This is a genomic window from Pseudomonas sp. Marseille-P9899 (genome assembly GCF_903166565.1).
Classification (GTDB): domain Bacteria; phylum Pseudomonadota; class Gammaproteobacteria; order Pseudomonadales; family Pseudomonadaceae; genus Aquipseudomonas; species Aquipseudomonas huaxiensis.
The window spans coordinates 202385-214792 of the sequence record NZ_CAESCG010000003.1 but is presented as its reverse complement, the minus strand read 5'-3'; the positions used below and the strand labels follow the sequence as shown (position 1 = coordinate 214792).

The following is a 12408-nucleotide window of genomic DNA, read 5'->3' as shown; positions in this document are numbered from 1 at the left end:
GAATTGTTAGACTGAGCAGCATTCCAAAACGGAATCCAGATCATGGACTTCAAACAACTGCGCAGCTTCATCGAAGTGGTACACCGCGGCGGCTTCACCCAAGCCGCGCAGACCTTGCACATCAGCCAGTCCGCTGTGAGCAAGCAGGTGGCGCAACTGGAGCAGGATCTCGGCGTGGTGCTGCTGGAACGGCACGCGTCGCGCCTGCACCTGACCGCCGCCGGCAAGGTCGTGCTGGAGCGCGGCGAAGACATGCTGCACCTGCGCCAGGCCCTGCAGAACGAGCTGGACGACCTCAGCCAACTGGCCCGCGGCGAGTTGCGCCTGGGCCTGCCGCTGCTGGGGAGTGATGCGCTGTTCGCCGGACTGTTCGCCGAGTACCGTCGGCGTTATCCGAATATCACCGTGCACCTGCTCGAAGGCGGCAGCCGCTCCATCGAACAATCGGTGCTCAGCGGCGAACTGGAACTGGGCGGCAGCCTCACGCCGCAAGACCCGGCCTTCGACCATCAACCGTTCTGCAACGAACCGCTGGACGCGCTGCTACCGCTGGACCATCCGCTGGCCGGCAATGGCAGTGTGCAGTTGGCGGAGTTGGCGCAGACGCCGTTCCTGCTGTATCAGCGCAGCTTTGTGCTGAATGACCGGCTGCTCAGTGCCTGTCAGGCCGTGGGCTTCACGCCGAAGGAAGGTGGCCGCAGCGGCCAGGCGGACTTTCTTGCCGCCCTGGTGGCTGCCGGCCAAGGCGTGGTGTTGCTGCCGCGCGTGGTGGCGCGGGCGCTGGAGCGGCCCGGCGTGGTTCGCCTGAGCCTGACCGAACCCCGCGACCTGCGCTGGGACATCGCCTTCATCTGGCGCCGCGGCGCCTACCTGTCGGCGGCGGCGCGGGCATGGCTGCAACTGTTGCAGGAAAACCCGCCGGGCTGATCAGCCGCGCAGCTTGCCGATGAACTCGGCCAGCCAGGGTTCGGCATCGGTTTCCGGGGTCACGGTTTCGCTGGCGTCCAGGCGCAGCATCGGCTGGACTTCCTCGACGCCCAGCTCGGCGAACAGCTCGCGCAGTTGCTCGCCACCGCCACAGAAGGTATCGCCGTAGCTGGAATCGCCCAGCGCCACTACCGCACCCGGCCGACCACGCCACGCGGCCGGCAGGCTGTCACGAATTTCGCTGAACAGCGGCATCAGACCGTCAGGCAGCTCGCCCATGCCGGTGGTGGAGGTCACGGCAAGAAAAGCCTCGGGGGCGAATGCCTGGACATCGGCGAGGGTCGCACGGGCGGCGTGCCAGGCGTCAAAACCCGCGGCCTTGAGCAGTGACTGGGCATGACGGGCGACTTCTTCGGCGGTGCCATACACCGACCCGGACAGGATGACGACTTTCATAGCGGATTCCGTATCTGAGCAAAAGCGTAGGATACTAACATCCGTCGCTGGCAAAAGGCCTTATCCGCCGACCGCCAATGCACTAGAATTGCCCACTCCAGTTGCCCTGCACCGGTTCCCCATGATCAACGCCACCTTGCTGCAACGCATGATCGATGCCTCCAACGACGGCATCGTGGTCGCCGAACAGGAAGGCGACGAAGACACCATCCTGATCTACGTGAACCCCGCGTTCGAGCGCATGACCGGTTTCGACGCCAACGACATCCTTTACCGCGACTGCCGTTTCCTCCAGGGCGACGACCGCGACCAGCCCGCCCGCGAGCGGATTCGCCAGGCGCTGCAGAGCGGCCAGCCGTGCCGGGAAGTGCTGCGCAACTACCGCAAGGACGGCAGCGCGTTCTGGAACGAACTGTCGATCACGCCGGTGTTCAACGAAGCCGACAAGCTCACTTATTTCATCGGTATTCAGAAGGACGTCAGCCGCCAGGTGCATGCCGAGCAGCGCGTGGCAGAACTGGAACGCGAGTTGGCCGAGGCCCGGGAACGTATCCTGCGGTTAGAAAACGACCAGCGGTCCTAAACCAAGGCACGGATTTGCTGTCCACTTATCACCCGGAAAATTCGCGGCATTCCCTATCATGCAAGCCGATGCCCTTCTGACCCAGGCTGAGCTGGATTTTATCCAGAGCGTTCACCGCTCTCCCCAGCTCAACCGCGTCGACCCCAACTCCAGCCTGCGCCTCAATGGCCGCAGCGAAGTCCAGGCGTTGCTCACCCGACTGGTGGCCAATGAGCAGGTGACCGTGCAGGCGCAGTTCGAGAACCAGCAGATGAGTTTTCCGCTGGTGCTGGTGGAAGACGAATTCCATGCCCTGCACCTGCAAGTCGGCGCGCCGAGCATCTATGAAGAAGGCGAAGTGGTCCGGCCCTGGCGGCTGACGCTGGACACGCCGGTGATGCTCGAAGACGAACTGGGCCTGAGCAGCGGCCTGAAAGTCAGGGAAATTTCCTTCAAGGGTGCACTGGTGGAAGTACCGGCCGGCAAGAAATCGCCAAAAACCTTCAACCTCTGGTTCAGCCCCGACGGCATCGCGCCCATCGCCCTGCGCGGCACCTTGCAACGGCTTACCGCCGAAGGACTGGCGGCCTACAAGTTGAGCCAGCACCCGCCGGAAGAAATCGAACGGCTGCGCCAGTACATCCTCCAGCAGCACCGCCTCGCCCACCCGGAACTGCATTCTTCCTGAACGGCGTCAGGTGTCCAGATGGCCGTCCAGCGCTTGTTGCAGACGCCGCCGCATCAAACGCCCCTCGCCCCCCAGGCAGATGATCTGCGAACCGACTAGGCTGTCCTGAGCCAGCTCCGACCCTTCGCCAGCGAACAGCAGCGGGCAATCCAGCGCCAGCGCCAGGCGCGCCAGACGCTTGGGCAGATCGGCGGCGGGTGAATGATTGGAGAACAGCACCAGCGCATCCGGCGCCATACGCTCACAGACCAGGCTGAGTTCTTCCAGCGGCTGACCCGGCGCCAGGACTGACACCGCAATCTCGCTGCTGCCCAGCAACAAGGCACACACCAGCAGTTCCAGCTCCCGGCACTGCTCGGGCAGCGCCGTCAGCACCACGCGAACCTCTTGTTGCTCCCGCGCCAGTTGCAGGCGCTGCCAGGCCCGGGCGCGCAGGAAGGTGTCGAGAAACAGCCACTCGCTGGTGTGGCCAAAGCCGTCATGGGCGATCCGCAATTCCTGCCAGACCGGCATCAGGATGTCCTGGAACACCACGCTCAGCGGGTAGCTGGCGAAGACCTGCCCGTAGACCCGCTCCAGCCGGACTTCATCGAACGCCCGCACGGCCTGGCCCAGCAGCGCCTGCCATTTTTCGTGCTCGTCGACAGACGGCGGATCGGCCACTTCGCTGGGCCGCACCTCGCCGCCGCGGTTGCGGGCGAGAATCTTGCCCACCTTGCTCACCGCCACGCCGCGCTCGATCCAGCCAAGGATATGGCGGACCTCGTCGATATCGGCGCGGGAATACAAGCGGTGCCCACTTTCGGTGCGCGTCGGCTGGATCAGCCCATAACGGCGCTCCCAGGCACGCAGGGTGACCGGGTTGATGCCGGTCAGGCGCGAGACTTCACGGATGGGAAACAACTCTTCGTGCTGTAGTCCACTATCGGTGAGTGAGGTCGGGTCGATCATCGCCGGAAGCGCCGCCTGCTGTAGGAAATGTCCGGCATTCTACCCCTTCGCAGGCTCGCCGAGCCAAAGGCCATCTGTGCACTCCGTCACGCCGACACTGACGAGTCACAGAATTTACGGAATAATCCTTGCCTGTTTTTGGACGCAGCCCAACACCCCGGGCGCGTTCCATGGTCGCGGCTACCCGCTGCGGACATTCGTCAGGAGATACACGATGTCTACCCCTCCCGTTACCCTGATGCTCGCGCGGCGCGTCGCCGACGGCCGTTATCAGGACATGATCGCCTGGTTGCACGAAGGCGAATTGCTCGCCACCGACTTTCCCGGCTACCTCGGTTCCGGGGTTCTCGCACCGCCGCCCCAGGGCGACGAGTTCCAGATCATCTTCCGCTTCGTCGACGAAAAGACCCTGCACGCCTGGGAATTCTCCGCCTCGCGCAGCGCCTGGCTGGCCCGCGGCAACGGCCTGTTCCAGCAACCCACCGAACAACGCGTGAGCGGCATCGAAGGCTGGTTCGGCAACAGCACCGCGCAGCGCCCGCCGCGCTGGAAGCAGGCGGTGGCCATCTGGCTGGCATTCTTCCCGGTGTCGCTGGCGTTCAACCTGCTGTTCGGGCACTGGCTGGCCGAACTGAGCCTGTTGCCGCGCATCCTGCTCAGCACCCTCGGGCTGACACCGCTGATGGTCTATTTTTTCATTCCGCTGTCGACCCGCTGCCTCGCCAACTGGCTCAATGCCCCGGCCAAGAGCCCACGGCCAGCGGCGCCTGAGCCCGGTTCACTGGAAAGCCGCTGAGGGCCCCGGGGGCGGTCAATGGCGACGAGTTCGGGTATGCTGGCACCTGACCCTGCGAACCTGAAAAGTTGATCGTTCCCGCTTATGAACAGCCCAATCCTAGTTACCGGTGGCAGCCAGCGAGTCGGGCTGGCGCTGGCCACGCAACTGGCGCAGGCCGGCCACACGGTCGTCAGCGCCAGCCGCAGCAAGAACCCGACCGCAGCGCATCCGAATATCATCCAGTTCCAGGCCGACCTGTGCAGCGAACGGGACCGCGAAGCCCTCATCGAGCACCTGCGCAGCCACTACGACGGCCTGCGTGGCATCATCCACAACGCCTCGTTGTGGCTCGACGATGACCTGAACAACCTCAACACCATGTTCAAGCTGCACGTCGAAGCGCCGTACCACCTGAACCTGGCGCTGGGCGAGCAACTGCTCAAGCTGGAAAAATCCGACATCATCCACATCTGCGACGAGACTTCGTCCCGCGGCAGCAAGAGCCATATCGGCTATGCCGCGACCAAGGCCGCGCTGCAGAACATGGTGCTGTCGTTCGCAGAAAAGTACGCCCCCAGCGTGCGGGTCAACGCCATCCTGCCGGGCCTGCTGATCCTCAAGGAAGGCGGCGACGAGCACTACCGCCAGCAGACCCTGAAAAAGGCCCTGCTGGAATTCGAACCCGGCGCCCAGCCGCTGATCGACGCGGTGTTGTTCCTGCTCGAAAGCCAGTACAGCACCGGCAGCAGCGTGGTCATCAACGGTGGCCGCCACCTGAAAAACCGTATCGCCTGATAACGAGAACGCCCATGAGCCCGCAAGAACAACTCGAACTCGAAGCCGCGGCATTCCGTCGCCTGGTCGACCACCTGCGCAACCGCACCGACGTGCAGAACATCGACCTGATGAACCTGTCCGGCTTCTGCCGCAACTGCCTGTCCAAGTGGTACAAGGCGGCCGCGGACGAACGCCAGATCGAGGTGAGCCTGGATGACGCCCGCGAGGTGGTCTACGGCATGCCTTACGACCAGTGGAAAAGCCAATACCAAAAAGAAGCCAGCGCCGAGCAGCAAGCCGCGTTCGCCAAAGGAAAACCGCATGACTGACCTGAACACCCTGCGCACTCGCCTCAACAGCGGTGAGCACGCCTTCGCCGACACCCTGGCGTTTATCGCCGAGCACTATGACTACGAACAACGCGCCTTCAACAACGGCGGCGTGGAAAGCGCTGCCGGCCAGAACGAAGGCTCCTGCAAGACCCTCGGACTGGCCCTGCTGGAAGGCCTGAGCGATCAGGAAGCGCTGCTGGCGTTCGGCGAGCATTACCGCTCGGTCCTGGCCACCCCAGAAGGCAGCGACCACGGCAACATCCGCGCCCTCATCGCCCACGGCCTGGCCGGGGTGACGTTCGAAGGCGAGCCGCTCAAGCGCAAGGCTTGAGCCCTCAAGGGCAGATCCGGCCTGGATGCCGGGTCTGCTCCGCCGCAATACTCCCCTCCCGCTGCTCCCCTCCGCCAACGCCCTCCCCGGTCACAAAATATCGGCTATTGTTCAGCGCTCGCGTAGTTGCCATCAGAGTGACATCGCACCTCACAACGTGTTTCAAGGAGCAGTCGAGCATGTTTGATCAACTGGAATTGGCCGAGCACGCGCAGGCCCGGTGGGCACTTGGGGCGGTCGAGAATGTCTGCGGTCTGGCCGCGCGCAGGCTGGTGGCACAACAACTGAGCCGGGCGACCCTGGCGCAGAAAAACACCCTGACCCAGGTGCTCACCGACTCCGCGTCGGATCTGGAGCGGGCCTACCTGATCATGGAGGTGCTGGCCCGGCCGAACTACGTTCGCACCCTGTGGCCGCACATGAATCTCACCGAGCGCGACGTGCGCAATAAACTGCGTCAGCTTTGCCCGGACTTCACCAATGCCGAGGTCAGTGGCTGGGGTTATCGCAGCACCTACAACCCCAGTGTGCCCCATGGCGAGGCTTTCCCCATGTTGGTGCACGGCTTCGGCGCCCAGAAAGAAGTGGCCAGCGATGATGCCGGCTGGGCCGATTACGTGATAGGCCCAGGCTCGGCACACGGTCGGGTGATCGCCAAGCCGGTGCTGCGCTCGCTGTCCAACCCCGCGACGATTTCCAGCCTGGTGCTCAGTTGCAGTCTGCTGTCCGGCGCCAAGTGCTCCACGGCCTCGCCACTGGGCTGGATCATCAACGCGCCGGTCTGGAACATCTTCGGCTTCGCCCCTCGCGACATCCAGTTCCCCAACGACAACGCCCGCACCATGAACGGCATTGCCCAGGCCCAGGGCATCGCCAAAGGCCAGAACAACATGGCCTTGAAACACGCCTGGCAAAGCTACGCCAACCTGGCCCAGGTGATCAGCCAGACCCAGGGCACCGGTGGCGAATCGCACTACAACGAGATCGTCGTGCTGGGCACCTCCAGGCTGTTCAACACCACCACGACGGTGACCGGCATCTTCATCAAGGTCTGCGTTCACCAGGGGCATCAGTACCTGGTCGATGCGATTGATCCGGCGTTGTACGACATTCCGGGGCTTGGCGATGTCATGGGGTTCTATTCCGATAACCGGATCATCGACGCCATCAACCTCTGCGCGCGGACCTACAACCTGCCGATCGTGCCGGTCGTCGATGACAAGCTGCAGGGCCTGCGTACCGAACACCGCTTCGACCTGGTGTTCAACGGGCTGACTGTCCGCAACAACTGGAACTGCGGGTTGGCGTGAGGGGCGCCGAAAAAACTGTCTGTTTGCAAATGTGAGCGCCGCCATTACACTTGCGACCGATTCCCATTAACAACTGGAAACATCCATGGACAGGCAGGTGGTCGAGGCTTCGCCCGAGTCAGGCGTGCAGATGCAAGTCCGCGACCTCTATGCCGATCATCATGGCTGGCTGCAAGGCTGGTTGCGCCGACGCCTCGCCGACCGGGAACATGCCGCCGATATTGCCCAGGACACGTTCCTCCGCCTGCTGGCCACCCGCCGCCTGCCTGGCTTCGGCCAGGGCCGTCAGTACCTGCTGCAGATCGCCCGCAATCTGGTGATCGATCAATGGCGCCGCCAGCGTATCGAGCAGGCCTACCTCTACACCCTCACCCACGCCGAGGAGGCCATGGAGCCTTCGCCCGAAACCCGCGCCCTGATCATGGAAACCCTACTGCGCATCGACCGCATGCTCGACGCGATGCCGGCCAAAGTGCGCGAAGCCTTTCTGCTGTCGCAGTTCGAGGGCCTGACGTATGCACAGATCGCCGAACGCCTGAGCGTCAGCCTGAGTGCGGTGCAGAAGTACATGACCCGGGCAATCCAGGCCTGCTACACGGTGATGTACAGCGAATGAGCCGAGCCACCGACGCCCCCATCGCTGAACCCGTGGTCGAGCAGGCCAGCCATTGGCTGATGCTGCACTGGCAAGGCTCGCTGGATGATCAGCAGCAGGCAGCGTTTGACGCCTGGCTGGCGGATGACGCCGAACATCGCCGGGCCTGGTCACGGCTGGGCCGTTTGCAGCAGGAGCTGACCAAAGTCCCCGCCGCGACCAGCCTGAATGTGCTGCGCCAGCAACCGGAACTGCGCCGCCGCCACACCCTTAAGCTGCTCAGCACCTTGCTGCTGATCGGCGGCGGCGGCGCCATTGCGCACCGCACGTTGCCCTGGCGCGAGGCCATGGCCGATCTGCGCAGCGGCGTCGGCGAAACGCTGCAACGCACCCTCGCCGACGGCAGCCAGTTGCGGCTCAACACCGATACCGCCGTGGATATCCGTTTCAACGACCGCGAGCGACGTATCCGTCTGTTGCGCGGCGAGGTGCTGCTGGACAGCGGCCATGACCCGGCGTTTGCCCACGCGCCACTGGTCGTCGAAACCGAAGCCGGTGAAGTGCAGGCGCTGGGGACGCGTTTCTCGGTGCAGACCCAGGCCGGCGGCAGCAGCGTGCAGTTGTACGACGGTGCCCTGGAGATTCGGCCGCGAGAGGGGTCAGCGGTGCAGCTCAAGGCCGGCCAGTCGCTGTGGTTCAACGCAAGACGCAACGGCCCGCCGGGCAAGGCCGACCTCAACGCCATTGCCTGGAGCGAGGGCCGGCTGGTGGCCGAACAGATGTCGTTGGGGCGCTTTATCGCGGAACTGTCGCGCTATCGTCCGGGCGTGCTGCGCTGCGATCCGGCGGTGGCGAATTATCCGTTGTCGGGGGTGTTTCCCCTGGCAGACACCGACCGGATTCTGCAGGCGCTGGAGCAGACATTGCCGGTGCGCGTCCAGCGGATAACCCGCTACTGGGTCAGCGTGTTGCCACGGGACTGAAAAAAACTGCAGCCGGCCTTGTCGGTTTTGCCGGCTCGTTCGGGATACCTCTTGAATCCCCCGAAGCGCTCTCAAGAAGGAAGTCCCGCAATGCCGCTGTTGCCCCTCCCGCCTCGACTCACTCCCGCCCTGCTGATCAGCGGTGCACTCGCTGTCGCGCTGCTTCCCTGCCAGGCCGTTCTGGCCGCCGGCGCCAGCCAGCAGGCGGTGCGCGAATACGCCATTGCACCCGGAACGCTGGACCAGGCACTGAACCAGTTTGCCCGCGAAGCCGGCATTCTGCTGTCGGTGGATGCCACACTCACCGCCGGTAAACAAAGCCGTGGCCTGCACGGGCACTACGGCGTGGTCGACGGTCTCGGTCAACTGCTGAGCGGCAGTGGGCTCGGTCTGGTCAACCGCGACGGCAACTACTCGCTGGAGGCCGTGGCGAGCAACGCCAACGCCCTCGAATTGGGCGCTACCTCGGTGGTCGGCGCCGGCCTCGGCGCAACCACCGAAGGCACCGGTTCCTACACCACCGGCTCGACCAGCACCGCGACCAAATTGCCCCTGACACTGCGGGAAACGCCGCAGTCCGTCAGCGTGATGACCCGCCAGCGCATCGAAGACCAGAAGCTCAATCGCCTCACCGACGTGCTGGAGCAAACGCCCGGCATCAACGTGACGTACAGCGGCATGGACCGCTACGACGTGTTCTCCCGTGGCAGCGCCATCACCAATTACCAGATCGACGGCATCACCACCCAGAGCGACAGTCAGACCCGCACCATCCCGCAGACCGCCATGGACATGGTGCTCTACGACCGTGTCGAAGTGCTGCGCGGCGCCAGCGGCCTGATGACTGGTTCGGGCGATCCGGGCGGGCTGATCAACATGGTGCGCAAGCGTCCGACCCGCGAGTTCCAGGCTCATCTGCAAGCCGGCGCGGGCTCGTGGGATCTGTACCGTACCGAGGGCGACATCTCCGGGCCGTTGACCGAAAGCGGCAATGTTCGCGGGCGTCTGGTCGGCGCCAGACAACAGCAGAACAGCTTCATGGATGCCTACGGCAACAGCCGCGACATTCTCTATGGCGTGGTGGAATTCGACCTCGGCGAAGACACGGTGCTGCGCACCGGTATCGATTACGCCAAGACCGAAGCCGATGGCGCCGCCGGTATTCCACTGGTGTACAGCAACGGCCAGCCCACGCACTTCTCGCGCTCCACCAGCGTGGGCGCGCGCTGGGCCAAGGACGAGATCGAGACCTACAACTACCTCGTTGCCCTGGACCACGCGTTCGCCAATGGCTGGAGCCTGAACCTCTCGGCCAACTACATGGATGTCGACCGCACCGACTTGATCGGCAACTACCTGTTCAAGGACGTTGGCGTGCTGCCGTCGCTGAACCAGCAGACCGGCAATGCCCGCGCCGACCGCGGCCTGGCCAAGGCCGAGCAGACCCAGAAAGGCCTGAACGTCACCGTGCAGGGGCCGTGGAGCCTGTTCGGCCAGACCCACGACTTCGTCGCCGGCTACAACTACACCCAGTACGACAACACCCATAACGTCTGGAGTGACGGCATCGCCAACCTGTTCAACTTCAACACCTGGGACAACTACCTGCCCAAAGGCACCACCTTCACCCCCAGCTTCGTGATGAAAACCCGCTATCAGCAGGACGGCGTGTTTGCCGCCAACCGCTTCAAGCTCAGCGACGACCTGAGCCTGATCGTCGGCGGACGCGTCTCGGATTACCGCTACGACTACAACCTGACCTACTTCAGCACCGTCGCGCCCAACACCTCGCGCCGCCGCGAGAGCGGCGTGTTCACGCCCTATGCCGGGGTTGTCTACGACCTCACGCCGGAGCAGTCGGTGTACGTCAGCTACACCGACATTTTCCAGCCGCAGAGCAACCAGGACCGCAACGGCGCGGTGCTTGATCCGGTCACCGGGCAGAACTACGAGACGGGCTGGAAAGGCGCGTTCTTCAATGGGGCGCTGAACGCCAGCGTGGCGCTGTACCAGATCGAACGGGACAACCTGGCGGAACTGGACGCCGGCTACGTGGTGCCTGGCACCAGCACCACCGCGTCACGCGCGGTGAAAGGGGCCACCACCAAAGGCTACGACCTGGAACTGAGCGGCGAACTGCTGCCGGGCTGGAACATCAGCACCAGCTACACCCACTCGGCAACCAAGGACGCGGACGGTGACCGCACCCTGACCAGCGTGCCCATCGACATGATCAAGCTGTGGAGCACCTACAACCTGCAAGGCGGCTGGAATCGCCTGACGGTGGGCGGTGGCGTTAACTGGTTCGGCCCGACCCACGTCGAGTTTGGCAATTTCCAGGTCACCCAGGGTGACTACGCCGTGGTGAATGCGATGGCGCGCTACAAGGTCAGCGAGCACCTGTCGGGCTCGTTGAACCTCAACAACCTGTTCGACAAGACCTACCTGACCAGCATCCATGGGGCGCAGGGGTTGTACGGCAATCCGCGGAATTTCGCGGTGAGTGCGCGGTACGATTTCTGACCGGCAACGCATCTTTTTGCGCCAGCGGACCTGCCAGCGGGTCCGCTTACTCCACGATCATCAACCAGTCCCAGCGCTCCTGATAACTCCGGGCCTTGCGCAAGAACATCGCCGGCTGATGATTCAGCGGATTGCTGCGCAGCAAGCCGTCGCGCAAGTCATCCAGCCCATGGGTGCTGTACAACGCCCCACTGCGCACATTGAGCCCGAGGCAGGTGGAGCGCACCAGATAACGGTCGATGCCATCGGTGACCGAGCGCAACGGCGGATAGGCCGCGCCGAACTTCGCTTCGTACCAGACATGCACCCGCGCCTGATTGCGCACCTCGACCTTGTCGGCAAGATCGCCGCAGGCCCGGCGCACGCGCTGGATCACGCGGTCTTCGGCTTCCCAGGACAGGTCTTCATCGAAGTAGATGACGTCGTAATCCTTTACGCCCCAATCGAGCGGGCGCCCTGCTTCACGGTTCCACAGCGCCTGGAACAGACAGCCGGCGGTGAGCATGGCGTCTGGCAGGTCAAGGTCGGCAAGGATCCGCAGCAAGGCGGCATTGACCGGGTTTTCCAGGGCGATGGCGGTGACGGTTTCGGCGCTCAGTGCGGGACTGCTCAAATGGTGTCTTCCTTGCGCGGGGTTTGCTGTTCCCAGGTAGGCGATGGCCATTCGAAAGCACGTTCGATATCAAACCTGAGGTTCGCATCGCGCAGGCCGATGATCACCACCACCAACAGCAGCAGCGCCAGGCCGCCATCCGCCAGGCTCCAGCGCGGCACTTCGCTTGCCCGCCCGCGACTGCACCACCAGGCCTGGCCGGCGCAGAACGCGCCGATGGCCATCACCCAGAGGTAGTAGCCGGCGGCAAAGCCGGTGACGTCGTGGAAGCTGTAACTCTGGTTGTCCGGCAGACGCTCGATACCGTGGCTGGCGACGGCCAGGTACAGCGACCAGAGACCGAGCAGCAGCGAAAACCAGCGCCAGCGCCGGCGAACCAGCAGGGCCAGGCCGAACAGCGGATTGGCGAACCAGCCGAACAGACCGAAGACGATGCCCCATGGGCCCTGGAGCAGCATTTGTAATGCGGGCATGGCGCTGCCGCCGGAAAGGTGCACGGCATCGAAGCAGAGGGCCAGGAGGTAGAACAGGAGGCTGACGGAAAGGTAGAAACGCGCCATGCGGCGACCTCGGGAAAATTGA

General features: G+C 64.0%; 15 protein-coding genes. 11 read left to right on the top strand and 4 right to left on the bottom strand.

Features of this window, described 5'->3' with window-relative positions; genetic code table 11:
- Nucleotides 1–42: 42 nt before the first annotated feature.
- Complete coding sequence (locus tag HWV67_RS16820) at nt 43–927, top strand: LysR family transcriptional regulator (protein ID WP_175652066.1); 885 nt, start codon at nt 43–45, stop codon at nt 925–927.
- On the opposite strand, the gene HWV67_RS16815 is transcribed toward HWV67_RS16820, so the two are convergent.
- Nucleotides 928–1383 carry a flavodoxin gene (locus HWV67_RS16815; RefSeq protein WP_175652065.1) on the bottom strand — a complete coding sequence of 152 codons (456 nt, stop codon included), beginning with the start codon at nt 1381–1383 and terminating at the stop codon, nt 928–930. It lies immediately after the preceding gene.
- Between the two features lie 121 nt (nt 1384–1504).
- Between HWV67_RS16815 and HWV67_RS16810 the strand changes: the two genes are divergently transcribed.
- The gene (locus HWV67_RS16810) at nt 1505–1966 is read left to right on the top strand and encodes a PAS domain-containing protein (protein WP_175652064.1); all 462 of its coding nucleotides are present in this window, start codon (nt 1505–1507) and stop codon (nt 1964–1966) included.
- Nucleotides 1967–2024: 58 nt separating this feature from the next.
- Nucleotides 2025–2633 carry a hypothetical protein gene (locus HWV67_RS16805; protein ID WP_175652063.1) on the top strand — a complete coding sequence of 203 codons (609 nt, stop codon included), beginning with the start codon at nt 2025–2027 and terminating at the stop codon, nt 2631–2633.
- A 6-nt stretch (nt 2634–2639) separates the two neighbouring features.
- Here the strand turns inward: HWV67_RS16805 and HWV67_RS16800 are convergent, their stop codons facing one another.
- Entirely contained in the window at nt 2640–3584 is a 945-nt protein-coding gene (locus HWV67_RS16800; RefSeq protein ID WP_175652062.1) for a MerR family transcriptional regulator, read from the bottom strand.
- A gap of 214 nt (nt 3585–3798) precedes the next feature.
- On the opposite strand from HWV67_RS16800, the gene HWV67_RS16795 reads away from it, so the two are divergent.
- The 8 genes from HWV67_RS16795 (at nt 3799) to HWV67_RS16760 (ending at nt 11213) form a co-directional block, all read left to right on the top strand.
- Nucleotides 3799–4380 (top strand): antibiotic biosynthesis monooxygenase, encoded by a 582-nt coding sequence (locus HWV67_RS16795; RefSeq protein WP_175652061.1) that lies wholly within the window; start codon nt 3799–3801, stop codon nt 4378–4380.
- Nucleotides 4381–4464: 84 nt separating this feature from the next.
- On the top strand, nt 4465–5157 hold the full coding sequence (folM, locus tag HWV67_RS16790) for a dihydromonapterin reductase (protein ID WP_175652060.1): 693 nt from the start codon (nt 4465–4467) through the stop codon (nt 5155–5157).
- Between the two features lie 14 nt (nt 5158–5171).
- A complete protein-coding gene (locus tag HWV67_RS16785) occupies nt 5172–5468 on the top strand; it encodes a DUF1244 domain-containing protein (protein ID WP_110969646.1) in 297 nt (98 codons plus the stop codon).
- Nucleotides 5461–5802, top strand: a complete 342-nt coding sequence (locus tag HWV67_RS16780) for a HopJ type III effector protein (RefSeq protein ID WP_175652059.1) — start codon at nt 5461–5463, stop codon at nt 5800–5802. The genes HWV67_RS16785 and HWV67_RS16780 overlap by 8 nt, the downstream gene beginning before the upstream one ends.
- Before the next feature lie 179 nt (nt 5803–5981).
- A complete protein-coding gene (locus HWV67_RS16775; protein WP_175652058.1) occupies nt 5982–7112 on the top strand; it encodes a hypothetical protein in 1131 nt (376 codons plus the stop codon).
- Nucleotides 7113–7197: 85 nt separating this feature from the next.
- Nucleotides 7198–7728 (top strand): sigma-70 family RNA polymerase sigma factor, encoded by a 531-nt coding sequence (locus tag HWV67_RS16770; protein ID WP_175652057.1) that lies wholly within the window; start codon nt 7198–7200, stop codon nt 7726–7728.
- Nucleotides 7725–8690, top strand: coding sequence for a FecR domain-containing protein (locus HWV67_RS16765; RefSeq protein WP_175652056.1), 966 nt, complete (start codon nt 7725–7727; stop codon nt 8688–8690). Before HWV67_RS16770 ends, HWV67_RS16765 begins: the two co-directional genes overlap by 4 nt.
- Nucleotides 8691–8780: 90 nt before the next feature.
- Complete coding sequence (locus tag HWV67_RS16760; RefSeq protein ID WP_175652055.1) at nt 8781–11213, top strand: TonB-dependent siderophore receptor; 2433 nt, start codon at nt 8781–8783, stop codon at nt 11211–11213.
- A 46-nt stretch (nt 11214–11259) separates the two neighbouring features.
- Here HWV67_RS16760 and HWV67_RS16755 read toward each other — a convergent pair whose 3' ends face one another.
- On the bottom strand, nt 11260–11826 hold the full coding sequence (locus tag HWV67_RS16755; protein ID WP_256680144.1) for a nucleotidyltransferase family protein: 567 nt from the start codon (nt 11824–11826) through the stop codon (nt 11260–11262).
- Nucleotides 11823–12386, bottom strand: coding sequence for a hypothetical protein (locus HWV67_RS16750; protein WP_175652053.1), 564 nt, complete (start codon nt 12384–12386; stop codon nt 11823–11825). Before HWV67_RS16750 ends, HWV67_RS16755 begins: the two co-directional genes overlap by 4 nt.
- Nucleotides 12387–12408 lie beyond the last annotated feature (22 nt).